The organism is Pseudonocardia sp. Cha107L01 (assembly GCF_052566575.1).
The window spans coordinates 3,683,886-3,707,162 of sequence record NZ_CP199579.1 but is presented as its reverse complement, the minus strand read 5'-3'; the positions used below and the strand labels follow the sequence as shown (position 1 = coordinate 3,707,162).

General features: G+C 67.0%; 21 protein-coding genes. 14 read left to right on the top strand and 7 right to left on the bottom strand.

The window, feature by feature from the left end:
* Window positions 1–286: 286 nt before the first annotated feature.
* Window positions 287–1,543 (top strand): NAD(P)/FAD-dependent oxidoreductase, encoded by a 1,257-nt coding sequence (locus ACTXG6_RS17575; protein ID WP_445188885.1) that lies wholly within the window; start codon window positions 287–289, stop codon window positions 1,541–1,543.
* 58 nt (window positions 1,544–1,601) lie between these two features.
* On the opposite strand, the gene ACTXG6_RS17570 is transcribed toward ACTXG6_RS17575, so the two are convergent.
* The 7 genes from ACTXG6_RS17570 to ACTXG6_RS17540 all read right to left on the bottom strand — a co-directional run bounded on the left by ACTXG6_RS17570 (window position 1,602) and on the right by ACTXG6_RS17540 (window position 8,997).
* On the bottom strand, window positions 1,602–2,237 hold the full coding sequence (locus ACTXG6_RS17570) for a cytidylate kinase-like family protein (RefSeq protein ID WP_445190035.1): 636 nt from the start codon (window positions 2,235–2,237) through the stop codon (window positions 1,602–1,604).
* A 281-nt stretch (window positions 2,238–2,518) separates the two neighbouring features.
* Window positions 2,519–2,725 (bottom strand): hypothetical protein, encoded by a 207-nt coding sequence (locus ACTXG6_RS17565; RefSeq protein WP_445188884.1) that lies wholly within the window; start codon window positions 2,723–2,725, stop codon window positions 2,519–2,521.
* Between the two features lie 226 nt (window positions 2,726–2,951).
* The gene (locus ACTXG6_RS17560; protein WP_445188883.1) at window positions 2,952–4,055 is read right to left on the bottom strand and encodes an LLM class flavin-dependent oxidoreductase; all 1,104 of its coding nucleotides are present in this window, start codon (window positions 4,053–4,055) and stop codon (window positions 2,952–2,954) included.
* Window positions 4,056–4,196: 141 nt separating this feature from the next.
* A complete protein-coding gene (locus ACTXG6_RS17555; protein ID WP_445188882.1) occupies window positions 4,197–5,174 on the bottom strand; it encodes a cyclase family protein in 978 nt (325 codons plus the stop codon).
* A gap of 28 nt (window positions 5,175–5,202) precedes the next feature.
* A complete protein-coding gene (locus ACTXG6_RS17550) occupies window positions 5,203–6,675 on the bottom strand; it encodes an NCS1 family nucleobase:cation symporter-1 (RefSeq protein WP_445188881.1) in 1,473 nt (490 codons plus the stop codon).
* A 94-nt stretch (window positions 6,676–6,769) separates the two neighbouring features.
* On the bottom strand, window positions 6,770–8,164 hold the full coding sequence (locus ACTXG6_RS17545) for a dihydroorotase (RefSeq protein ID WP_445188880.1): 1,395 nt from the start codon (window positions 8,162–8,164) through the stop codon (window positions 6,770–6,772).
* Window positions 8,161–8,997, bottom strand: a complete 837-nt coding sequence (locus ACTXG6_RS17540) for a hypothetical protein (RefSeq protein WP_445188879.1) — start codon at window positions 8,995–8,997, stop codon at window positions 8,161–8,163. The genes ACTXG6_RS17545 and ACTXG6_RS17540 overlap by 4 nt, the downstream gene beginning before the upstream one ends.
* Window positions 8,998–9,655: 658 nt before the next feature.
* Here ACTXG6_RS17540 and ACTXG6_RS17535 point away from each other — a divergent pair.
* From ACTXG6_RS17535 to ACTXG6_RS17475, 13 genes are all read left to right on the top strand, one after another.
* Window positions 9,656–10,615 carry an allantoinase PuuE gene (locus ACTXG6_RS17535; protein WP_445188878.1) on the top strand — a complete coding sequence of 320 codons (960 nt, stop codon included), beginning with the start codon at window positions 9,656–9,658 and terminating at the stop codon, window positions 10,613–10,615.
* A complete protein-coding gene (locus ACTXG6_RS17530) occupies window positions 10,612–11,229 on the top strand; it encodes a helix-turn-helix domain-containing protein (RefSeq protein ID WP_445188877.1) in 618 nt (205 codons plus the stop codon). The genes ACTXG6_RS17535 and ACTXG6_RS17530 overlap by 4 nt, the downstream gene beginning before the upstream one ends.
* Before the next feature lie 123 nt (window positions 11,230–11,352).
* Window positions 11,353–11,538, top strand: a complete 186-nt coding sequence (locus ACTXG6_RS17525; protein WP_445188876.1) for a hypothetical protein — start codon at window positions 11,353–11,355, stop codon at window positions 11,536–11,538.
* A gap of 37 nt (window positions 11,539–11,575) precedes the next feature.
* Entirely contained in the window at window positions 11,576–12,988 is a 1,413-nt protein-coding gene (locus tag ACTXG6_RS17520) for an amidase (protein ID WP_445188875.1), read from the top strand.
* 44 nt (window positions 12,989–13,032) lie between these two features.
* Window positions 13,033–14,178, top strand: a complete 1,146-nt coding sequence (locus tag ACTXG6_RS17515; protein ID WP_445185328.1) for an IS701 family transposase — start codon at window positions 13,033–13,035, stop codon at window positions 14,176–14,178.
* Between the two features lie 443 nt (window positions 14,179–14,621).
* Window positions 14,622–15,614 carry an ABC transporter permease gene (locus ACTXG6_RS17510; protein ID WP_445188874.1) on the top strand — a complete coding sequence of 331 codons (993 nt, stop codon included), beginning with the start codon at window positions 14,622–14,624 and terminating at the stop codon, window positions 15,612–15,614.
* Complete coding sequence (locus ACTXG6_RS17505; RefSeq protein ID WP_445188873.1) at window positions 15,611–16,525, top strand: ABC transporter permease; 915 nt, start codon at window positions 15,611–15,613, stop codon at window positions 16,523–16,525. Before ACTXG6_RS17510 ends, ACTXG6_RS17505 begins: the two co-directional genes overlap by 4 nt.
* Window positions 16,522–17,367: an ABC transporter ATP-binding protein gene (locus tag ACTXG6_RS17500; protein ID WP_445188872.1), complete on the top strand. Its 846-nt coding sequence runs from the start codon at window positions 16,522–16,524 to the stop codon at window positions 17,365–17,367. The genes ACTXG6_RS17505 and ACTXG6_RS17500 overlap by 4 nt, the downstream gene beginning before the upstream one ends.
* Window positions 17,364–18,350, top strand: coding sequence for an ABC transporter ATP-binding protein (locus ACTXG6_RS17495; protein ID WP_445188871.1), 987 nt, complete (start codon window positions 17,364–17,366; stop codon window positions 18,348–18,350). Before ACTXG6_RS17500 ends, ACTXG6_RS17495 begins: the two co-directional genes overlap by 4 nt.
* Before the next feature lie 50 nt (window positions 18,351–18,400).
* Window positions 18,401–20,152: an ABC transporter substrate-binding protein gene (locus tag ACTXG6_RS17490; RefSeq protein ID WP_445188870.1), complete on the top strand. Its 1,752-nt coding sequence runs from the start codon at window positions 18,401–18,403 to the stop codon at window positions 20,150–20,152.
* A gap of 43 nt (window positions 20,153–20,195) precedes the next feature.
* A complete protein-coding gene (locus ACTXG6_RS17485; RefSeq protein WP_445188869.1) occupies window positions 20,196–21,506 on the top strand; it encodes an NtaA/DmoA family FMN-dependent monooxygenase in 1,311 nt (436 codons plus the stop codon).
* Window positions 21,507–21,511: 5 nt separating this feature from the next.
* Window positions 21,512–22,303 carry a GntR family transcriptional regulator gene (locus ACTXG6_RS17480; protein ID WP_445188868.1) on the top strand — a complete coding sequence of 264 codons (792 nt, stop codon included), beginning with the start codon at window positions 21,512–21,514 and terminating at the stop codon, window positions 22,301–22,303.
* Window positions 22,304–22,409: 106 nt separating this feature from the next.
* Complete coding sequence (locus tag ACTXG6_RS17475) at window positions 22,410–23,270, top strand: allantoinase PuuE (protein ID WP_445188867.1); 861 nt, start codon at window positions 22,410–22,412, stop codon at window positions 23,268–23,270.
* Window positions 23,271–23,277: the final 7 nt, after the last annotated feature.

The following is a 23,277-nucleotide window of genomic DNA, read 5'->3' as shown; positions in this document are numbered from 1 at the left end:
CCCACGACCCACCCGCACCGTTGCGTCCGGAGGCGAACACGGGGGCTCCACGCCGATCGGCACACCAAGGGGCCGGGGCCACCGCCCCGAGCGGCGACCCCGGCCTGGAGGCCACTTGTCCGCTCCCCAGCGACGAGTGGCAGGACCTTTCGAGCGCGAACGTCAGTGTGCTCCACATCACAGAAAAAGCAACACCTTGGCGAGGTGAGTCGCCGCGCCCGCCGCGTGGACGCGGCCGAGGTGCGTGAGACTCACGGGTGCCCACCACCGGTGAGAGGAGCGCCCGATGATCCCCAGCGTGCCCCCGCCGAGACGTGTCGCGGTGATCGGCGCCGGCATGGTCGGCCTCGCCACGGCGTGGTTCCTCCAGGAGCGCGGCGTGTCCATCACCGTCCTGGACCGTGTGGGGGTGGCCGCGGGCTCGTCCTGGGGCAACGCCGGCTGGCTCACCCCCGCGATCGCAACGCCGCTGCCCGAGCCGGCGGTGCTGCGCTACGGGCTGCGCGCCCTCCTCAGTTCGTCCTCTCCCGTCTACGTGCCGCCGAGGGCCGATCCCCGGCTCATCAGGTTCCTGGTCGGCTTCGTCCGACACAGCACGGCGTCACGATGGCAGACCGCGATGGCGGCACTCGTCCCGATCAACCGCCGGGCCCTCGCTGGCTTCGACGCGCTGGCGGACGGTGGCCTCACCGCCCGGACCGTCGATGCCAAGTCGTTCCTCGCCGCCTACCGCACCGAGAACGAGCGGACCGTACTGCTCGACGAGATCCGGCACATCGACGCCGCCGGCCAGCACATCGAGTTCGACGTCCTGACCGGCGCGGCGGCCCGTGCCGCCGAGCCGTCGCTCTCCGACGCCATCGGCGCCGCGATCCGGCTGCATGGCCAGCGCTTCGTCGATCCCGGCGACTACGTCCACCGGCTCGCGGACTCGGTCCGCGTGCGCGGTGGTGAGATCCGCGCGGGTGTCGCGGTCACCGACGTCCGGGACCGACCCGGCAGCGTGGAGGTGGTGGCGGCCGACGGCACCACCGACTCCTTCGATGCCGCCGTCCTTGCGACCGGCGCGTGGCTCGGCGACCTCGCCCGGAAGTTCGGTGTCCGCACAGTCGTGCAGGCCGGGCGCGGCTACAGCTTCACCGTCCCGATCGACCACGTCCCCTCGGGGCCGGTGTACTTCCCCGCCCAGCGCCTCGCCTGCACACCGATCGGCGACCACCTGCGGATCGCCGGGATGATGGAGTTCCGCGCGCCGGGAGCGCCGTTGGATCCCCGCCGCACCCGGGCGATCGCCGACGCCGTCCGGCCCCTGCTCCGTGACGCGGACTTCGATGCCCGCACCGACGAGTGGGTCGGCTCACGGCCGTGCACGCCGGACGGCCTGCCGCTGATCGGAGGCACCCGCTCGCCACGCGTCTTCGCGGCCGGCGGCCACGGGTTGTGGGGCATCACCCTCGGCCCGATCACCGGGCAGCTACTCGCCGAGACCGTCACCACCGGACGGCGGCCCGCCGAGCTGGCGCCGTTCGATCCCCTCCGCTGACGACGGTCGACCCCGGTCGGACGCGCCGCGGCACGCTCCATGAGCGTGCCGGTCGCCATTACCCGGCCGGGGTGATTTTCCCGCTGGCTGCCGTACAGATCATCTCGACGCAGGTGTCGAGAGGCAGCCGGGTGCTGTCGAGCAACAGGTGATAGAGGGCGGGATCCGCCGGGTCGACGCGGTAGAAACGACGCACGTACGCGGTGCGGGCGGCGTCGTTGCGCTGGAGCGAGTCACGCGCATGCGCCTCGGTCACATCGAGCGCCCGCATCACCCGCCGGGCTCGCCGCCCCGGGTCGCCGTCCAGCCGGACATGCAGCGCATGGGGGTGATCGCGCAACACCGCCGCCGCCGCCCGGCCGAGGATCACACCCCCGCCCTCCGCGATGGTGGCGCGGATCGCTCTCTCCGTGCACGCGACGAACTCCGTGTCCCGCAGCAGCACCGTCCGCGACGCCTCCGTGTCGTAACTGATCAGGGAGTCACTGGCCATCGGGGCGGCGGAGGCCAGCATCCGGTGCAGCCATCCTTTGACCTGCTCGTCACGTGTCAATGCATGCTCGAGGGAGAATCCCAGCTCACTGGCCACCCGCGCCGGGATCGCGCGATCGACAAACGGCACCCCGAGGCGCTCCGCAACAGCCGGACCGACTAGCTCGCCACCCGCGCCATACGCGGCGGACAGTGTGACCACGCACCCCGAATTTGACAAGATCGTGAGCACCTCGCTCCGGTGATATCCATAAAGGCCTTATGACCTTCTCATTCTCTGGTTGACACCTGATCGACATTCAATATATGGCGATCCCTCTCCCCGCTATTTCTGGCTACGAACAACCAGGTAGCGGGTGGGTAAACTCACCGAGGCCCCTGAATGCACCTGTCGCAGCAATGATCGTGCGCCCCTGGCGTTAGCCGTCGGAGGCGGCGAACCAGGTAACTCCGGGTTGGCGGCATAGACGCAGCCGACATTCCCTAGCCCTCGGTATCTCGGCCCGGCGGCGGCTTCCAGCCCGTCGCGAGCAGCGCCCGCACGATCGCGTAGACGTTGTCGTTCACCCAGTGGCCGGCCCGGCCGTGCGCGATCTCGGCGTCAGTGTCGGTGTGGGCGTCGAGCGCTGTGTGGAACGCTTCCACGGCCTCGTCAAGCCACTGCTGCGCGACGCCTTCGTCGGTGCTCATGCCGGGCATCATCCTCGGATCGCGGCAAACAGGACCCGCGACGCGGACGAAATCGCCCGACAGGCCGCTGACGGCGTGGCACCGCCGCCCAGCCGGTGGCGCTGCCGACCGGCCGCTACGTGACCTTCGCGCAGGTTCTCACCTCCGCCGCCCGAACCGTGCGCGGACATCCGCGCCGGGACGGCGACAGCGCCCGTCACCGACTGACCACACAACGCCCGTCGGGTCAGCGCGACACGAGTTCCGTCCCTGCCTCGGCGTCCCGTGCCGCCTTCAGACTCCGATGGGTCGGCGCCTCCGGCACGTCGGCGGGTCGCAGTGCGGCGAACTCCTTGCGCAGCACCGGTACGACCTCCTCACCGAGCAGGTCGAGCTGCTCGAGCGCGGCCTTCAGCGGTAGTCCCGCGTGGTCGAGGAGGAACAGCTGGCGCTGGTAGTCGCCGACGTACTCGCGGAAGCTCAGCGTCCTGTCGATCACCTGCTGTGGGCTGCCCACGGTCAGCGGGGTCTGAGCCATGAAGTCCTCCAACGACGGGCCGTGTCCGTAGACCGGTGCGTTGTCGAAGTAGGGCCGGAACTCGGCGATCGCGTCCTGCGAGTTCTTCCGCATGAACACCTGCCCGCCCAGCCCGACGATGGCCTGGTCGGCCCGGCCGTGACCGTAGGACTCGAACCGACGCCGGTAGAGCCCGACCATCCGCTCGGTGTGCTCCTTCGGCCAGAAGATGTGGTTGGCGAAGAAGCCGTCGCCGTAGTAGGCGGCCAGCTCAGCGATCTCCGGACTGCGGATCGACCCGTGCCAGACGAACGGCGGGACGCCGTCCAGCGGGCGCGGGGTGGAGGTGAACCCCTGCAGCGGGGTGCGGAACTTGCCCTCCCAATCGACCACGTCCTCGCGCCACAACCGGCGCAGCAGGGCGTAGTTCTCCACAGTCAGCGCGATGCCGTTGCGGATGTCCTGGCCGAACCACGGGTATACCGGGCCGGTATTGCCCCGCCCGAGCATCAGGTCCACCCGGCCGCCGGCGAGGTGCTGCAACATCGCATAGTCCTCGGCGATCTTGACCGGGTCGTTCGTGGTGATCAGGGTCGTCGAGGTCGACAGCAGCAGCCGCGAGGTCTGTGCCGCGATGAAGCCCAGGAGCGTCGTGGGCGAGGACGGGACGAACGGGGGGTTGTGGTGCTCGCCGGTCGCGAACACGTCCAGCCCGACCTCCTCGGCCTTGCGGGCGAGCGTGACCATCGCGTGGATCCTGTCGAACTCGCTCGGTTCCACACGGGCCGTGGGATCTGGCGTCAGGTCACCGACGGTGAAGATTCCGAACTGCACGACACCCTCCGTAAGTAGTTGAACTGTTGACTACTTACGGAACCACACACCCGGGTGGGGTATTCCATCCTCCCTCCCTCCCTCCCTCCCTCCCTCCCTCCCTCCCGACCGGCACGGTGAGAGCATTGGTCGCGGCGCGTCCTACCTGGCGGCGAACGGCATGGCCAGCGGCCGGATCGGCGAGCCGGTGGCACCGCGCAGCTTCATGCAGGCGCCCACGAAGGCAAACTCGTCGATGCCCTCCTCGGCCAGCGCCTCGCAGTCCACCACCTCCATGATCGGAATGCCGCACTCCGCCAGCAGGTAGGTGTGCACCACCTGCCAGTTGTCCTCGACCTCGGTGGGCATCTGCTCGAAGCTCACGGTGTCGGCGCCGATCATCATCGCGCCGGCCTCGGCCAGGAACTTCGCCCCGTCCAGGTTCAGTCCGGGGCTGTCCACCATGTAGGCGATCGGGTCCGGCCAGCTCTTGATCCGCCCGGTGCGCACCAGCACCACGTCACCGGGTCGCAGCTCCAGCTTCTGCCGCCGCAGCGCACTGTTCAGCTCGGCGCCGGTGATTCCGTAGCTGCTCGGCAGCATCTCCACCCCGAGCAGCGCCGGGATGTCCAGCATGATGCCGCGCGCCACCACCGGCGGGTGCTTGTCCGCACCGTTCTTGGTCCAGCCCCGGCTGCCCAGGTGGTCGTGGTGGTGAAAGTGGTTGAACACCTCGCCGTCGTAGCCGAAGTGGTTGAGCGTGTCGAGATGCGTGCCGCAGTGGGTGTACATCGAGAACGCGTCGCCGGAGTAGGTGATCTGCTCGTTCTGCGACCGCCCGACGCCCATGACGTCGTCCACCACCGTGCCGCCCGGTGTGTGCGTCATCCACATCTGGAACGGCGGATCGCCGCCCGCCGCCCAGGACGGCATGCCGACGAAGTAGTCCAACGCGAGGTCGACGATCTTGCCGGCGTCGGCCTGCCGCAACACCTCACGGCAGGATTTCGGGGTCATCAGGTTGAGCATGCCGATCTCGTCGTCGGCGCCGAACGGGCTCGCCGAGACAGTCCGGAAGGTCGCGTTGAACGCGGCGATCCGTTCCTTGGTGCCGGCGTCCACCAGCATTGGTCCACACACGGTGGTTCTCCTGTCACAGTTCGGTGGGTCAGTCGGTGGCCAGCGCGCCGACCAGCGGCTCGACGGCCGGAGCTGGCGCGGACCGCAGGCTGAACAGCCGGTAGAGCAGCGCGGCCACGCCGACTCCGACGAACCAGCCGTAGGCCGATGCCCCCGACAGCGCCGGGACCAGCGTCAGCGCGGCGCTGATCAGCGCCGCCGGTACAAAGGCCGCGACGGCGCGCGGGTTCCAGCCGTTCCGGAAGAAGTACGGCGAGTCGGGGCGGTCGCTGTACAGATCGGGCACCGACAGCCGGCCCCGGCGATTGAGGTAGTAGTCGGTCACGATCACGCCGAACAGCGGGCCCAGCACCGCGCCGAGCGTGCCCAGGAAGTAGGTGATGGCGACCGTGGAGCTGTAGAGCTTCCAGGGCATCACCAGCAACGCGAGCACACAGGTGATCAGTGCGCCGCGAGTGAAGTTGATCTTCTGAGGGAATGCGTTGGCCAGGTCGTAGGCCGGCGAGACGACGTTCGCCACCACGTTCACGCCGATCGTGGCGAAGATGAACACCAGCGCGCCGATCGCGATCAGTGCGTGGTTGCCGGTGGCGGAGAGCAGCTCGGCCGGGTCGGTGAAAGCCTTGTGGTAGAGCGTGCTCGCCGCGACGGTGTTGACCACCATGAGCGCCATGAACACCACGCCGTTGACCGGAAGGCCCCAGAAGTTGCCCAAGGTGACCGCGCGCCGGCTGGGCGACATCCGGGTGAAGTCGCACATGTTGAGCATCAGGGTGGCGTAGCAGGCGATCCACATGCCGGCGTCGGTGAACATGTGGTTGATCGTCGCCCCCACCGACATCGGCTTGCCCAATGCGGCGAAGTCCAGGTGCCAGCCTGCCTTGGCAAGCAGGACGATACCGGTGGCCAGCATCACCACGGAGATCGTCGCGCCGGCGTAGTTCTGGAACTTGCGCACCCGCTCGATGCCGTGCGTCACGACCACCAGCTGTAGCGCCCACAGTCCGAGGAAGGCGATCCAGCCGAGCGGGGACAGCCCGAGCCAGCCGCCCTGGTCCAGGGCCACCCAGGAGGGCCTGATGATCAGCAACAGCACGATCACCGCACGGGAGGCGAGGTAGGTCTGGATGCCGTACCAGGCAACCGCCACCACCGCCCGGATCAGTGCCGGCAGGTTCGCGCCGTAGACGCCGAAGCTGGCCCGGGCCAGCACCGGGTAGGAGATGCCGTAGCGCTGGCCGGCGAGTCCGATCAGCTGACTGCCGACGAACGTGACGCAGAAACCGATGAAGCAGCCGGCGATCACCGCCCACGGATTCAGCCCGACGAACATCATCCCGGCGGCCATCGTGTACTGCCCCATGTTGTGCATGCAGGCGAACCAGACCGAGGTGATGCTGAAGGCGCCCCAGCGTCGGTCCGTGGTCGGTGCAAGATCCTCGTTGTACAGCCGGGGGCTCGGTTGGGTGGGTGCTGTTGTTGTTACCGCGGTAGTGGTCACAGCAGTCGCTCCTGATGGTGTCGGGATCGGCGCCGTTGCCGGGATCTTCGGTGGGGGTTGCGCTAAACCGCTGTCGCGTAGCGGGAGTTGGGCTCTAGGCCGCTGTCGTGTAGCGGTGGTTGAGGATTTCGCCGCGCACGTCGTCGCCGACGAACTCGCCGCCGGCGTACACCACGCGGCCGCCGAGCACGGTGGCGTGCGACCAGGCCCGCAGCTCCATGCCCTCGTACGGCGAGTAGTCGACCGCCGAGTGCAGGTCCTGTGCGCGGATGATGCGCCGCCCGGTGTCCAGTACGACGAGGTCGGCGTCCGCCCCGACCGCGACCCGTCCCTTGCCGGTCAGCCCGAACTTGCGCGCCGCGTTCGTCGAGGTCAGGGCGACCGCGCGGGACATACTCAGGCCGTGCTCGAATACCAGGTGGCTGAGCAGCAGCGGCAGCAGCAACCCCACCCCGGGCAGTCCGGCGCGGCCGTCGATGAGGTTGGGTTTCGCCTCGGCCGGCCACACGTTGTGGTCCGAGCCGAAGAAGTCGATCTCCCCGGCGAGCACCGCGCTGGTGATCTGGTCGGCGAGCTCGGGGCCGCGCAGCGGCGGCGCCACCTTGCCCGCCGGGCCGATCGGCAGGCCGGTGTGCAGCAACATGTAGTGCGGGCAGGACTCCAGCGAGGCGGCCGGGTAGCCCAGCGCCCGGCGGGCGCGTATCGCTTCCAGGCTGGACACGTGCACGATCGACACCGGGCAGCCGGCGCGCTCGGCCAGGTAGAGCGCGGTCCAGGTGGCGTCACCCTCGGCCTCGACCGGCCGGCCGCGTTCGTAGGACTCCAGGTCGGGCATGCCGGCGCGGGTCTCCTCGGCGGTGCAGTGGGCGACGATGTCGCCGTCCTCGGCGTGCACCAGCGCCTGGCAGCCGTGCGCCGCGATGGCCTGGAACGCCAGCCGCAGCTGAGCGTGGTCCAGGCTGCCGATGCCACCGAGGGCACACGCCTCCGCGCCCCGGTAGGGCATGAACATCTTGAACGTGCGCATGCCGGCGGCGACCGCATCGGGCAGCTCGGCGAGCTGCTTGTCGTTCATCACGTAGCCGTGGAACAGCACGTTCATCCGGGACTGGGCGGTCGCGGCGGCCACCCCGGATTGGTATGCCTCCACCACCGAGCCCTGGCCGAACGGCGCGTAGTTCAGCGCGGTGGTGCATCCGCCGGCGATCGCCGCGCGCGTTTCGTAGGTGTAGTTGTCCGCCTCGGACATCCCGGGCAGGTGGCTGAACTCCGGGGCGAGCTGGCCGATGTGAGTGTGCGAGTCGATCGCCCCGGGGATCACCCAGCGGCCCTCGGCGTCCAGGGTCCGGGTGGCGCTACCGAGGTCCTCGTCCCGGCCGGCGATCGCCGCGATGCGGCCGGCGCGCGTTGCAATGGTGCGCGGCTCGGGGCTGTCGGTGCCGTCTTGCGGGATCACCGCGTTGCGGATCAGCAGGTCGAACGTGGTCATCGGGGGCCTCCCACCGGGTCGGGGACCGCGGGCGCGAGGATCGCCGCCCAACGCCGGGTCAGGTAGTCGGGCCGGCCGTAGCCGTCGGCCAACTCGTGGTGCTGCCAGGACAGGCGCCGCTGTTCCGGCTGGTTCTGGTAGTCCCGCCAGAGCAGGAAGACGGCCGTCGAGGCGAGCAGTTGGTACTCCACGACAGCGGCCAGCGCGCGGTCGTCGTCAAGCAGGTCGGCTGCCTCGACGGGATCGCTGGTACGCGGGGCGAGCCGCTCGAAGTCGGCGAACGCGGCCGCCTCGACCTCGGCCAGCCGATCCGGTGGCGGCGGCCCGCCGGGTCGGCTCACCGTGTACCCGGCAACCGCCTGGTACAGCGCCGCCCAGCCGCCGCGCGCCGGTTCGTCCAGCCAGAGCAGCCCGTGGAAGAGCATCAGCGCGTGATGGCGGATCATGCTGTACGGCTCCCACTCGCCGCGCAGCTGCGCCTGGAGGACGTCGTTGGTGAAGGCGATCTCGATCCTGCTGCCGTCGTAGAGCAGCGACCGCAGCTCGGGCCGCTTCGCCAGCACGGGCTCGTAGGCCCGCTCCAGCAACGCCAGGAAGAAGCCTGCGTCGGGCAGGTGGTGGATCACCCTGCTGTCCCCGAGGTCCTCCGGCCAGCAGGGCATGAAGCCGCCGAGCACGGTGTCCTCGAGCACGGCGGTCCTGGTGCCGACCGGTCCGGGGTGCGCTGCCGCACCGGCGTGTGCCAGCAGCGGCTCACTCGCCGCCGTGGCCTTGGCCAGCCAGTACCGCACGGCCGCCTCCCGAATGGGGAACGCCGGTTCTCGGGCCGTCATCGGATGCCCTCGGCGGTGCGGTGCTGCTCGCACGCCCGGTCCACCGAGTGGCCCTGGGTGGTGAGCACCACGATCACCATGCCGGGCACGCCGCGGAACATTCCCTGTGCATTTCTTGCCTCTCACGCCGGACCGTCGCGGTCCTGACTGGGTTCTAGGTGAAGATGTGCGACTTCATCTGCCCCCCGCAGCGTCACCCGACCGTGTCGCGCCGTGATTGCCATGTCAAGTTTCACTGGACAGCCGAAACGCGCCGTTTCCACACGACCCCTCGCCGTAACATTCGCCCTCGGTTTTGCCCGGCCGGCAGCCCAGTCTCCTGTCCAAAGTGGACATTAGTGTCTGCCCTTCTCGCACGCCGCGTGCCAACGCCGGGGATACTTGCAGGTCATACGGGGTAGAACTGCCACGTACGACTGATCGAGTCGCCCTAGGGTCGAGCGTCAGTTCGCGACGCTCCAATCATGCGGAAGCGGCCGTCGACGAGGGTTCAGCCAGTGCGCCAGAGATCTCAGCAGCACTCCAGAGTGTTAAGCGAGCCGGCGCAGTGTTAATTTCAGGTCGCAGACGTTCGGCTTCACTTGACACTTTTGAAGCAGGACTTCAACGTCTATCGAAGCTCGCACGCACGACTCGCACGCACGGCGGAAGGCTCGGGATGGCGGCAGGTTCTCGCGATATCGTCGGCTACGGCGCACACAGCCCGACCCTGCCCTGGCCCGGCGGCGCGAAGCTTGCGATCTCCCTGGTCGTCAACTACGAGGAGGGGTCCGAACGCTCCTTCGCGTCCGGGGACCCCGACCAGGAGCCACTGACCGAGTGGGGCTCCTACCCGTTGCCGCCGGACATCCGGAACCTGGCCATGGAGTCGATGTTCGAGTACGGATCACGGGTCGGTGTCTGGCGCATCCTCGACGTGCTCGCGCGACACGACGTGCCGGCCACGTTCTTCGCCTGCGCGGTTGCGTTCGAGCAGGCGCCCGACGTGGCCAAGGCCGCGGTGGCGGCCGGGCACGAGATATGCAGCCATGGCTACCGGTGGGAGGAGGTGTTCAGACTCTCCGAAGAGGAGGAGCGCGAACACATCCGGCGCGCGGTCGAGTCGCTGGAGCGCACCACCGGGCAGCGTCCGCGCGGCTGGTACTGCCGGTACGGCCCCAGCGAGCGAACCCGCGCGCTGATCGTCGAAGAGGGGGGCTTCAGCTACGACTCCGACGCCTACAACGACGACGTGCCGTACTTCGTCGACGTCGAGGGCCACCGGCACCTCGTCGTGCCCTACACGGCGGACAACAACGACTTCCGGTTCTGGCAGGCAAACGGCCCGACCACCCACGGACAGTTTCTCGAGTACCTCAAGGACAGTTTCGACGTGCTCTACGACGAGGCGCGGACGCACCCTAAGATGATGTCGGTGGGGCTGCACTGCCGGATGATCGGCCGACCGGGCCGGATCGGTGCGCTCGACAAGTTCATCGACTATGCCAAGGGGTTTCCTGAGGTGTGGTTCGCGACCCGGGCCGAGATCGCGCAGTGGTGGCTGGACAACCATCCCGAGCCGGGGCCTCGACTGGATGATTCGAAGATGGCACTGGCGCGTCGGAATGGGGCACGATGACCAGCGCGGCCGAGCAGGTCCCGGATCCGTCAGACTTCGCTGTGGGCGCACGGGTGCGGGAGATACGGCAGCGGAACGGGCAGTCACTGCGTGCACTGGCCTCCGCGCTCGGCATCAGCGCCAGTGCCCTGTCCCAGATCGAAACGGGACGTACCCGCCCATCGATCCAACGTGTGCATGAGATCGCCACCGAGCTGAATATCCCGCTGAGCGCGCTGTTCGCGCCAGTGCTGGAGACGCCACAGACCGACGCCGCGCACGGCCTGTCCAGCTCGGTGAGCTACGACTCGTCGATCTGTGTGCAGAAGGCGGTCGAAGCACCGACAATTCAGCTCGAGAACGGCATCCGCTGGGACCGGATCAGCCCTAGGGAATCCGACGGTCTCTCATTCTTGCACCTCGTTTTCGAGCCGAAGGCGGGATACTCCGAGTACCTGCGGCACAACGGACGCGAAATTGTATACGTTATCGAGGGAACACTGACCTTCCATGTCGGTTTCACCGCGCGCGAAGTCAGCGAGGGAGACTCATTCATGTTTCCCTCGACAACACCGCACAAGGTAGTCAACCCGACCGAGCACAGGGCCCGCGCCTGCTGGCTGGTCCTCACCTAACCCGTTCAGCAGCGACTCAACGCACCGCTCGAACGAGCCGATAGACCAGTAATTGCGAATGAGATGACGCCGACCCAGTTTCCTGGGAATCGGTCGCTTTCGCCCAGCCATAAGGAGAACGGCGTGGCATCTGATGCTAATGCGGCTGTGAAGATGCTCCTCGAAACCGCGAACCTCACCGTATCCGAAGAAGAGTTCGCCATATTCACCGAAAGCTATCCGATTCTGCGGTCTCAGGCCGACGGCCTCTACCTGCCACAACTCGAGCACGAGGCACCGGCGGTGTCATTCGATCCCGCCGCCGAATGAACGTCAGCCCCGCATCCCAGACACAACAGGAGCAGAGATGCCGCAGGAACTGCCGCTGACCGTCAAGGACGCCGCCGCTGCGTTGCGCGCCGGCTCGCTGAGCTCGGTACAACTCACCGAGGGCTTTCTGAACCGGATCTCCGCGCAGAACGAGTCGCTGGGCGCGTTCGTCGCGGTGAGCGGTGAGTCGGCGCTGAAGGCGGCTGAAGCCGCGGACTCGGACTTCGCCGCCGGAGTGGATCGGGGTCCGCTGCAGGGGATCCCGCTGGCGGTCAAGGACATCATCGCGACCGACGACGCCCCGACGACGGCGAACTCACGGGTTCTGGATCCGGAGTGGGGCAAAGGCGTGGACGCCCCAGTCGTGGCTCGGCTGCGTGCCGCCGGCACGGTCGTCCTGGGCAAGACCACCACCAGCGAGTTCGCCATCGGGCTGCCCGACCCGGACAAGGGATTCCCGATTCCGCGCAACCCGTGGAACCTCGACCACACGCCGGCGGGGTCGAGCTCCGGCACGGGGATTGCGGTGGCCGCGGGTCTATCGCTGGGCGGCCTGGGCACCGACACCGGCGGTTCGGTGCGTGGTCCGGCGGCCCAGAACGGACACACGGGTCTGAAGGTGACCTTCGGCCGGGTGCCGAAGAATGGCGTGGCGCCGCTGGGCTACACATTGGACAGTGTGGGTCCGATGGCGCGCAGCGCCTACGACTGCGCGGTCATGCTCGAGGTCATGGCCGGGTACGACCCCGGCGACCCGTATGCCGCGCAGGTACCGATCCCGAAATACTCCGAGTTGTTGACCGGTGACGTGCAGGGCCTACGTGTCGGCGTCCCGATGCCGTACTTCTATGACTCCCCCGAGGTGACCGACGAAGTACGGACCGCCGTATTCGCCGCGCTCGATATCCTCAAGGGCAGCGGCGCGGAGGCGAGTGATGTCGTGGTGCCCTATGCCGAGCAGGCAAAGAACGCCAACCATATAACCCTGGTCGCCGAGGGCTATGCCTATCACCGGAACAACCTGGTGAACCGGTGGAACGACTACGGTCGCTACACCCGCCGGGCGCTGGTGCGCGGCGCGTTCCTGACAGCGGGCGACTACACACAGGCCCAGCGGTTTCGGTCGTTCTTCCGACGTGCGCTCGCCGAGCTCTTCGTGTCCTACGACGTGTTGATTACGCCGACCTGGCCGACACCGGCGCCACGCAGCGACGAGATGTCCCCGGAACTGCAGCTGCGCAGTGTGAGCTTCACCGGGCCGTGGAACCTGGCAGGGTTGCCGGCCCTCGCGGTGCCGTGCGGATTCAGTTCGTCCGGACTGCCACTGTCGATGCAAATCATCGGCAAGCCGTTCGCCGAAGGCACCGTTCTGAAAGTCGCGGACGCCTACCAGCGTCAGACTGATTGGCACCTGAAAGTCCCACCGGTGCAGACCGCGGTAGCTGCTTAGTACTGCAACGGCAGTTGCTTGACATGTGGTAGATCATTGCTGGTGTGGTGGTTGATGTTGCGGCGGTGGAGTTGGATCGGTTGCATGCGCGGGTAGCGGGCCGGTTCGCGCGGGCCGAGCCGAGGGCTCGGATGCGGGAATATGTGGCCGGGCTCGTTGCCGGTTTGGAGCGAAAGAACGGGTGGACGCTGGCCGAACGCGCTGGTGAGGCGTCTCCGGATGGGATGCAGCGGCTGCTGCGATGGGCCGACTGGGACATCGACGGGGTCCGTGATGATGTGCGTGAGTACGTGGTCGAGCGCCTCGGAGATCCGGGTGGGGTGTTGATCCTGGACGACACCGGGTTCCTCAAGAAGGGCACCCGCTCGGCCGGGGTCCAGCGGCAGTACTCCGGGACCGCGGGGCGGGTAGAGAACTGTCAGATCGGCACCTTCTTGGCCTACGCCTCGCCCCGAGGGCATGCGTTGATCGACCGCGAGTTGTATGTGCCTGAGTCGTGGACCGCCGATCGGGCACGCTGCCAGGGCGCGGGCATACCCGACGAGGTGGAGTTCGCCACCAAACCCCGCCAAGCGATGGCGATGCTGGGGCGTGCCATCGACGCCGGCGTGGCGTTCTCATGGGTCACCGCCGACGAAGCCTATGGCCAGGTCAAGTACCTGCGGGTGTGGCTAGAACAGCATGATGCGCCCTATGTGCTGGCCACCAAGTGCAACGACACCCTGATCACCAGCGACGCTGGGCAGCGCCGCGCGGACGAGTTGATCGCCGCCCTGCCGGCGCGGGCGTGGCGGCGACTGTCGGTCGGCGCCGGCGCGCACGGGCCCCGCGAGTATGACTGGGCACGGGTCCCGATCCGCATCAGTTGGGCGCCCGGGCGCGGGCACTGGCTGCTGGCCCGCCGCAAGATCACTGAGCCCGGCCAGGTGCCCGGTGAGATCGCCTACTACGTCTGTTTCGGGCCCCGCCGATCAACCTTGCTCGATCTGGCCTGGACCGCCGGGTCACGCTGGCGGATCGAAGAATGCTTCCAACAGGCCAAGAACGAGGCCGGACTTGATCACTACCAAGTGCGCAGCTGGCGGGCCTGGTATGCCCACATCACCTTGTCCATGCTCGCCCTGGCCTGGCTGGTCGCGGTGAAAAGCCAGCTCACAAAGGGGGAACCAACCCCAGCGAACAACACATGATCAGCTTCACGCTACCGGAAATCCGCCGCCTGCTCGTCCCCCTCGCGCTCCAACACGCACACGCCGTCGACCACATCTGGCACTGGTCCCACTGGCGGCGACAACGCCAATACCAAGCCCGCGTCAGCCACTACCGAAAACGAGGCTACGCACTCACCTAACTGCCGTTGCAGTATTAGGGAGTGTCTGGTGGAAGTGGATGTTCTTGTCCCGCGGCAACGCCCCGTTTTGCGCGTCCTGGACCGGCGTATTGCGACCGGAGAGCCGGCCGTGCGCTGCCGGCGCACCACCTCATACCCCTCTGACGTGCAGCTTTGCGCCGAGGGCGCCCTCGGCGGAGGAGGGGACTCCAGGCGATTTTCCGCGTAATCAGCCCTTCACTCATGAGCCGGTTGGGCGAAACAATGGTGAACTTTCATGAGGAAATGCGGACAGCACGACTCGTGTTCACGCGCCTGGTCTGGATCATTCCCGTCGCGGCCGGCGTGATGACCATCACCTTCTTTGTCGGCCGAGTGTTCTCCGGGGATCCGACGAATCTCTACGCCCCGCCGCAGGCGGACGCTGCATTGCGAGCGAAGGTCCGCGCGTCGCTCGGGCTCGACAAGCCATTGATCAATCAGTACTTCACGTACCTGAAAGATCTGTTACACGGGAATCTCGGTACGTCCTTCACCACCGGCCGCGGCGTAGGGTCGGATTTGCTCGAGCGGATGCCCGCCACGCTGGAACTGGGTACCATCGCGCTGGCACTGGGGATCGTCATCGGAATTCCGCTCGGCGTCGTTGCGGCGGTCAAGCGCGACAAATGGCCGGACTTCACGGTTCGCGTCTTCTCTCTCGGCGGTATGGCACTGCCGGCTTTCTGGGTCGGGCTGATCCTGCTCTGGCTCTTCTTCGTATCCTGGGGAATCCTGCCCGGACCGGTGGGGCGTCTTCCGGTGAATGTGCCCGGACCGCCGACGGTGACCGGATTCCTGCTCGTCGACAGTCTGCTCGCCGGCAACCTCTCGCTGTGGTGGCAGGCCGCCCGTCAGCTGATTCTGCCCTCGCTGACTTTGGGATATGGGGCGCTCGGCCCGATCGCACGGGTCACCAGAGCGTCCATGGTCGACGCTCTGGAATCCGAGTACGTCCGCACCGCGGTGGCGATGGGGCACCGGCGTCCCACCGTCTGGTGGTATGCGCTGCGGAACGCCCTGCTGCCGGTGCTGACCATGATCGGCACGACGGTCGGGTATCTGTTCTCCGGCGCGGTACTCGTCGAAGCCGTGTTCGGCTGGCCTGGGGTCGGCGCCTATGCGTTGCAGGCGATTCAGAACTCCGATTTCGCGGCGTTGCAGGGCTTCGTCATCTACGCGGCTGTCCTGTTCGTCGTCTGCTATCTGATCGTCGACCTTCTGTACCTGGCCATCGACCCGAGGACGCGCGCATGACCCCAACCACCCGCTCGGCGGCGGGCGTGGCGGAACCCTCCGGGTCCGGTGGCAACACGGGGACCGCCGGCCCCGTCGCCAAGACGCGCAGGCGACCCCCGCCGGCCGGCGCACTGGGCTTCCGCATCGGTGTCGGACTGCTCACCGGCTACCTCGTGGTGGCGATCATCTCGTACTTCTGGACGCCGTTCGATCCGCTGGGCGTCGGCGGTGACGTGCTGGTGAAACCCGGTACCCCGTACCTGTTCGGCACCGATCGTCTCGGCGAAGACGTCTTCTCCCGAACGATGGTGGCCACCCGGTACGACCTGGCGATCACCGTCGCCTCGGTCGGTCTCGCGTTGGTGCTCGGCACCATTCTCGGCACGATCGGCGGCTACTACGGCAAGTTCTGGGACGGCGCGATCATGCGCGCGATCGAGACCTTCAATGCCTTTCCCACCCTGCTGTTCGCGATGCTCATCGTGTCCGCCGTCGGACCGGGAATCCTGAACATTATCGTGGTACTGGCATTCGTCGGCCTACCGTCTTATCTGCGCCTGGCCCGAGCCGAGGTCATGTCGCGCAAGACGTGGCAGTTCGCGGAGGCCGCGAGAATGGTCGGCTGCCGCTCGTGGCGCGTCGCCTTCCGACATCTGCTCCCCAACAGCATCGGCCCGCTCCTTGCCTTCACCGCGGTGAACGCCGCGTGGGTCGCCCTGATCACCGCCAGCCTCGGCTACCTCGGTATCGGCCTGCAGCCGGGGGTTCCCGAATGGGGCAGCATGATCGCCAACGGTCAGGACGGAATCATCACCGGCCAATGGTGGGTGTCATTCTTCCCAGGGATGGCCATTCTGGGAATGACCGGGAGTCTTTATCTTCTCGGCGACGGACTCGGTGACCGGTTCGACCCGAGGCGGCGTCGATGAGCGCCGACACCGCGTTCGACCCCGCCGCGCGTCACTCATCGCCTGTCCGTGAACCGATTCTTGAAATTGACAACTACGGCGGGTACTTCTCCACCTCGGCCGATCAGGCCCCCGTCCTGAAGGGCATCACGTATTCCCTTGCCCGCGGTGCGATCACCGCGATCGTGGGTGAGACCGGTAGCGGAAAGTCGCTGACCGCTTTGTCGATGCTCCAGATCCAACCCGCCAGCTTTGTGCGGACGTCCGGACGGATCCTGTTCGACGGCCAGGACCTGGCAGAGCTGGACGAGCGCACCTTGCGTGATATTCGCGGCGCGCGGATCAGCATGGTGTTCCAGGATGCCAGGGCCGCTCTGAACCCGATCTTCACGGTGGGCCGCCAGATCGCTGACGTGTGCCGCCTGCACCAGGGCCTCTCCCGCAACGACGCCAAAGACGCGGCCATCGCGGCACTGCGGCTGGTGCACATCCCCGACCCGGAGCGACGCGTGCGCCAGTACCCGCACGAGTTCTCCGGCGGTATGGCACAGCGGGTCATGATCGCGATGGCGCTGGTGTGCAAGCCGGAACTGCTCATCCTGGACGAGCCGACCACTGGTCTGGACGTGACCATCCAGGCCGAGATCATCGCGCTCATCACCGAACTCTGCCGGGAGTCCGACCTGACCACGTGCCTGATCACTCACGATCTCGGCGTGGTGGCGGAGACCTGCGACTACGCCGTGGTGATGCGTCGGGGCGAGGTACTCGAAACAGGCAGCTGTGAACAGGTGCTCACCGCGCCACGCCACGAATACACGCAGCAACTGCTCGCGGCCAGCCGATTGGTGGACGACGCGTGAACACCAACCCCTATCCCATCTTACGGGTCAACGGGCTGCGCAAGCACTTCGAGGTCGGACACCCGCGCAAACGACTCAATGCGATCGATGACGTGCAGTTCGATCTGTTCCCCGGTGAGACACTCGCCGTCGTCGGTGAGAGCGGCTCCGGCAAGTCGACGCTGGCCCGGTGCATCGTGCGGCTGATCGAGCCCAGCGCCGGTGAGATCGAACTCGACGGCAGGTCCATCACCCAACTCGGCCCCGCCGGCCTGGCCCGGGTCTACCGCCGGATCCAACTGGTCTTCCAGGATCCGAACTCGTCGCTGAACCCACGCATGACGGTGCGCCAGGCCATCGAGGAACCGCTGCAGCTGCAGCTGAAGATGAGCCGCGCGCAGCGAGCCGCGCGCGGCCGTGAGCTCGTCGCCATGGTGGGACTGGCCGACGAACACCTCGATCGCCATCCGCATCAGCTCAGCGGGGGCCAGCGCCAACGCGTCGGTATCGCTCGGGCACTGGCCGCGCAACCCCAGGTCCTGATCCTCGACGAGCCCACCTCGTCGCTGGACGTGTCGGTCCGCGGCCAGATCCTGGAGCTGCTCCAAGGCCTCCAACAGACGCTGGGTCTCGCCTACCTGTTCATCACCCACGATCTGCAGGTGGTCCGCCGGGTCTCGCACCGGGTGGCGGTGATGTACCTGGGCGGGATCGTCGAGCAAGGCCGCACCGAAGACGTCTTCGCGGACCCGATCCATCCGTACACCCGCGCGCTGCTCTCGGCCGCGCCGACCGCCCGGTGGGGTGTGACTCGCGAGCGTTTCCGGTTGGCCGGTGAGATACCGAGCCCGGTCGACCTTCCCGACGCCTGTCGACTGGCCGGGCGGTGCCCGTTGGCCGAGAAGCCCTGCCACCAGGCCAAGCCCGCACTGATCCCGTTCGGTCCGCACCGTGCGGTTGCCTGCCCACCAGCGTTGGCACAGCGCCAGAGCCTCGTGGTGTGACGCTCCCGCCGAACAGCCTCGCGTTTCCCGACCCGACCGGAAGAGATCCCATGGAACTGCGCAGTCCATACAGCGGGCAACGGTCTCCCCTGCGAACCCAGGACCCGACACCGCTGCCGCAAGGTCCACTCGTCAGCCGGCGCGCCGCACTGACCGGCATGGCCGGCGTGGCCGGTCTGGCCGCCCTCGTGCTGGCCGGTTGCTCGACCAGCGGCGGCACCAGCGGGTCGGCGGCGAACGTCAAGGCCCCGACGAACCAACTCGTGCACGCGTGGACCTCGGACTACACCAGCCTGGATCCGGCCAACACGCTCGGTGTCGACGAGAACCAGGAGATCGGCGTCAACATCTATGAGCGCCTGCTCCAGTTCAAGTTCACCCCCGGCGACAACGGCACGCTCAACGGCTTCGGCCTGGACGTCACCCCGCAACTGGCGACGTCGTGGACGGTGGACGGGCCGAAGATCACCTTCCAGCTCCGCGACGGGGTGAAGTTCTATCCGAGCGGCAACCCGATGACCGCCGAGGATGTCCGCTACAGCCTCGAGCGAATGGTGATGATTCCCGGCAACGGTCAGTTCCAGGCCGGCGTAGCGGGGCTCTACCACGCAAACCAGTTCAAGGTCATCAACCCGAGGACCATCGAGGTCACCACCACGAACCCCGCGGGTACGCCCACGGCGGTCCCGGTGGCACTCGCGTCATTCCGGTTCCAGCAATTCGGCATCGTCGACTCCAAGGTCGTCAAGTCGCACGCCAGCCCGGACGATCCGTATGCCGCCAAGTGGATGCAGAACAACGTGGCCAGCACCGGGCGCTACTACGTCGACAGCCACCAGCCCGGCCAGCAGGTGGTGCTGAAGGCGGTACCGAACCACTGGTCCGGCTCGGAACCGGCATTCACCACCGTGGTGCTGCGCATTCTCGGCGGCGCCGATCTGGTGTCGCTCATGAAGGGCGGGCAGATCGACTACGCGGCCAAGGGATTGGCGGCGCGGCAGTTCGACCAGCTGCAGAGCAGCGGATTCACCGTGCTGCACGGTCAGACACCGAACATCCTCCGTGCCGATCTTTCGCTCGATGCCGGTCCGCTGAGCAACGTCGCGCTCCGCCAGGCGATCGCCTACGCGGTGCCCTACGACGACATCGCCAAAGTGGTTTTCGCCGGACGTGCCAGCGTCGCGACGAGCATCGTCAACCCGCAGGCACCCCAGATCGACCCGGCGTGGGCGGTCTACCAGAAGAAGGATCCCGCCAAGGCCACACAGCTGCTCGCGGATTCGGGCACACCTGCCGATTTTGTGCTGGACATCTGGTACGGCACCGGGGTGGCGTACTACGAAGACGTCGCCCGACTGATCTCCAGCTCGCTGACCTCGGTCGGTATCAAGACGAAGCTGCAACCGCGACCGCCGGTACAGCTCATCGATCTGCAACAGGGCCGCATCCACCACACCGCGAACGACATGAGCGGGATGCTGATCACCGACGGTGTCATCTGGCTGGACGACCCGGATACGACGATCGATCTCTGGGGCAAGTCGACCGGCGACCTGAACTGGTCGCACTACGCCAACCCCGAGGTCGACAAGCTGCACGCCGAGTTCCGCGACTCCGGCGATGTCGCCGCGCGCACCGCCGCGTACAAGACGATCCAAGAGGACATGGCTACCGCCGTAGGTGCGATTCCGGTTGCCGTCGAGGGTCGGACGGTCGTGACGAACCCGCATGTCACCGGGGTGACGTACACCCCGGACCCCTACGCGCGGTACGAGTACCTCAAACCGAGGCAGACCACTTGACCCGTGCGGGGCGCACGACGCAAATTCACGAAGGGATGCGGTAATGGCGGCTCGGCAGTTTCATCTGGGCTGGTTCCTCGGCGGCGGGTTCGGTGTGCACGGGTGGATGGACCAATGGGCCGGGAACGTGGCACAGGACTGGATGAAACCGGGACTGATCCTCGACCTCGCCCGGGCCATGGAACGAGCCTGTTTCGACTACCTGCTACTCGAGGACTCGTCGTTCGTCCCGGATGACTACGGCGGGTCGACCGACTTCTACCTCAAGAACGCGCTCCGAGCTCCCAAGCACGACCCGATGCCGCTCGTTCCGCTGTTGGCGCAGGCCACGTCGCGTCTGGGCGTCGTACCGACCGTGTCGACCTCGTTCTATCCGCCGTTCCTGCTGGCCCGGTTGATCTCGACGCTCGATCATCTGTCCGACGGCCGGGTGGGCTGCAATCTGGTGACCTCGACGAGTTCCCGTGCCGCGCAGAACTTCGGCCTGGACGAGCATCTCGACCATCACACTCGGTACGAGATGGCGGACGAGTTCATCGAGGTGGTGCGGAAGCTCTGGGACTCGTGGGAGCCGGACGCGGTCGTCGCCGATAGCGAGAAGGGCGTATTCGCCGACCCCGCCAAGGTCCACACCGTCGATCACGATGGCAAGTTCTTCAAGACGCGAGGTCCCCTGAACGCACTTCGCCCGGTGCAGGGCCACCCGGTCATCGTGCAGGCCGGCGGCTCCCCACAGGGACGCGAGTTCGCGGCCAAGAACGCCGACACGATCATCGGATCAGCGCAGACCGTCCCCCAGATGAAGGCCTTCCGGAACGACATCCGGGAACGCGCGGCCGCTCAGGGCCGGAATCCCGATCAGTGCAAGGTGCTCTTCCTCATCTCGCCGACCGTCGCCCCCACAGACGCCGAAGCTCAGGTTCGCGCCGATCACGAGGCGGCAGCCGCCGCGGCACACGTGGAGCCCGGTCTGGCGCTGATGGGCAGCATCACCGGGATCGACTTCGCCCGGTTCGACCTCGACCAGCCACTGGGCGAGGTCAGCACGAACGGTCAGCAGGGCACCCTGGCTCAGTTCGCCCGCCAGGGGCAGGGACGCACGCTGCGGGAACTGGCGAGCGGTTTCAGCCTCGGCTACACCGGGCTGGTCGGTTCGCCGGACCGGGTAGCCGGGCAGATGGAGGACGTCATGGACGAGGTCGGTGGCGACGGCTTCCTGATCGGAACCGCCACAGTGCATCGCCGATACATCAGCGAGATCACCGACGGGTTGGTCCCGGCGTTGCAACGTCGCGGGCTCACCCGCTCGGCGTACGGCCACGAGCATTTCCGCGACAATCTGATGGAGTTCTGAGTCCAGTGACTCCGACTTCGGAGAAGTTCCCACCCCTGCCGATCGACAGTTCCCGACTGACCCAACGCCCCGCCCGCAGGGTCTACAACATTCTCCGGACCGCCATTCGTACCGGCGCGATGGATCAGCATGAACAGCTGGTGGAGTTCCGTCTCATTCGCTCGATGCGGGAGAGTCGTGGCGCGGTGCGTGAGGCGATGCGAATGCTCGCCGACGAGGGACTGCTGACCCGTGAACGACGGGTGGGAACGCGGGTTGCGCGCGACATCATTCGAATACCGGTCATGGACGAGGTGATCCCGATCGATGGCCCGACGCCAGCTGGCCTTGGTGATCAGGAAAGGACGGTGATCTACCAGCTCGAGCGCCGGATGGTGGTTCCGCCCGAGCCGGTGCACAACGCCCTCTCACCACGCGACGGGCGGGTACTCATGCTCGACCAGCTGATCCTGCTGGACGGGGAGACCGTCGGCGCGAGGACCACCTACATCACCGTCGACCACACCAGCGAGAGCACCCTGCAGGCGGTGACCGGTTCCACCCACCATCCCCTCGCCTACGGACCGCTGTTCAAGGAGCTGTTCGATCAGGACGTCGGGCGCAGTGACTTCACCATCGAGTCCATCGCCTCCGGCGAGCGGACCAGCGGCCTCCTCGACATTCCCATCGGTTCACCGATCTTGCTGGTGGAGACACTGCTGCGCGGTAGGGACGAGGTCCCACGGCTACTTTCCTATGCCCATCTGACGAGCAACAGGCTCGCGCTGTTCGTCTCCGGTTCGGCACCCAGCGCCTGATCCCGTGCTGGGTCGGAGACGAACAGACCACCCCATTCCCAGGCCTATCCGAGAGGTTCGCGTGACCGCTACCGAAAACACCATTGCGGGTCCCCAGCGAGATGTCGTGGGATACAACGGAAAGCCGCCCAAGGTGACCTGGCCGGGTGGCGCCCGGATTGCGATCTCCCTGGTGGTCAACTACGAGGAAGGTTCCGAGCGCGCGGTCGGCGACGGCGACCCGACCGGTGAACAGGGCAGAACACCGGACTGGCCGGCCGGAAAACGGGACCTGGCGCTGGAATCCCTCTACGAATACGGGTCACGAGCGGGCTTCTGGCGCCTGATCAGCATCTTCGACGAACTCGACGTGAAGAGCACCTTCTACGCGTGCGCGGTTGCCCTCGAACGCAACCGGGACGCGGCCAAGGAGATCCGAGGGCGCGGCCACGATGTGGTGTCCCACGGCTATCGGTGGGAAGACGTCGTCCTGTTGGGCCGCGACGAGGAGCGGGAGCACATCCGCAAAGCGATAGCCTCGATCGAGGAGACGACCGGTGAACGTCCGGTCGGGTGGTACTGCCGCTACGGACCCAGCGTCCACACCCGCGAGCTGCTGGTCGAGGAGGGCGGGTTCACCTACGACTGCGACGCCTACAACGACGACCTGCCCTACTGGACCACCGTCCACGGCACAAAGCACCTGGTGGTTCCCTATTCGCTGGCGGCGAACGACATCAAGTTCCAGAGTTCCTATGGATCACCGAAGGACTTCGAGGACTACCTGAAAAGCGATTTCGACCGGCTGTACAAGGAGGGTGAGACCCACCCGAAGATGATGTCGATCGGCCTGCACATGCGCCTCGTCGGCCGTCCGGGACGCGCGCAGGGCCTGTACAACTTCATCGAATACGCCAAGTCATTCCCCGGGGTGTGGTTCGCCACCCGAGGCGAGATTGCCCAGCACTGGTTCGACCACCACGCATGAGCTCCCT

Bases quoted from the DNA above. Each gene is read 5' to 3' on its own strand.
- ACTXG6_RS17575 (WP_445188885.1), top strand. From the start codon at position 287: ATGATCCCCAGCGTGCCCCCGCCGAGACGTGTCGCGGTGATCGGCGCC.
- ACTXG6_RS17565 (WP_445188884.1), bottom strand. From the start codon at position 2,725: ATGAGCACCGACGAAGGCGTCGCGCAGCAGTGGCTTGACGAGGCCGTG.
- ACTXG6_RS17545 (WP_445188880.1), bottom strand. From the start codon at position 8,164: ATGACCACGTTCGACCTGCTGATCCGCAACGCGGTGATCCCGCAAGAC.
- ACTXG6_RS17540 (WP_445188879.1), bottom strand. From the start codon at position 8,997: ATGACGGCCCGAGAACCGGCGTTCCCCATTCGGGAGGCGGCCGTGCGG.
- ACTXG6_RS17535 (WP_445188878.1), top strand. From the start codon at position 9,656: ATGGCGGCAGGTTCTCGCGATATCGTCGGCTACGGCGCACACAGCCCG.
- ACTXG6_RS17530 (WP_445188877.1), top strand. From the start codon at position 10,612: ATGACCAGCGCGGCCGAGCAGGTCCCGGATCCGTCAGACTTCGCTGTG.
- ACTXG6_RS17520 (WP_445188875.1), top strand. From the start codon at position 11,576: ATGCCGCAGGAACTGCCGCTGACCGTCAAGGACGCCGCCGCTGCGTTG.
- ACTXG6_RS17505 (WP_445188873.1), top strand. From the start codon at position 15,611: ATGACCCCAACCACCCGCTCGGCGGCGGGCGTGGCGGAACCCTCCGGG.
- ACTXG6_RS17500 (WP_445188872.1), top strand. From the start codon at position 16,522: ATGAGCGCCGACACCGCGTTCGACCCCGCCGCGCGTCACTCATCGCCT.
- ACTXG6_RS17490 (WP_445188870.1), top strand. From the start codon at position 18,401: ATGGAACTGCGCAGTCCATACAGCGGGCAACGGTCTCCCCTGCGAACC.
- ACTXG6_RS17485 (WP_445188869.1), top strand. From the start codon at position 20,196: ATGGCGGCTCGGCAGTTTCATCTGGGCTGGTTCCTCGGCGGCGGGTTC.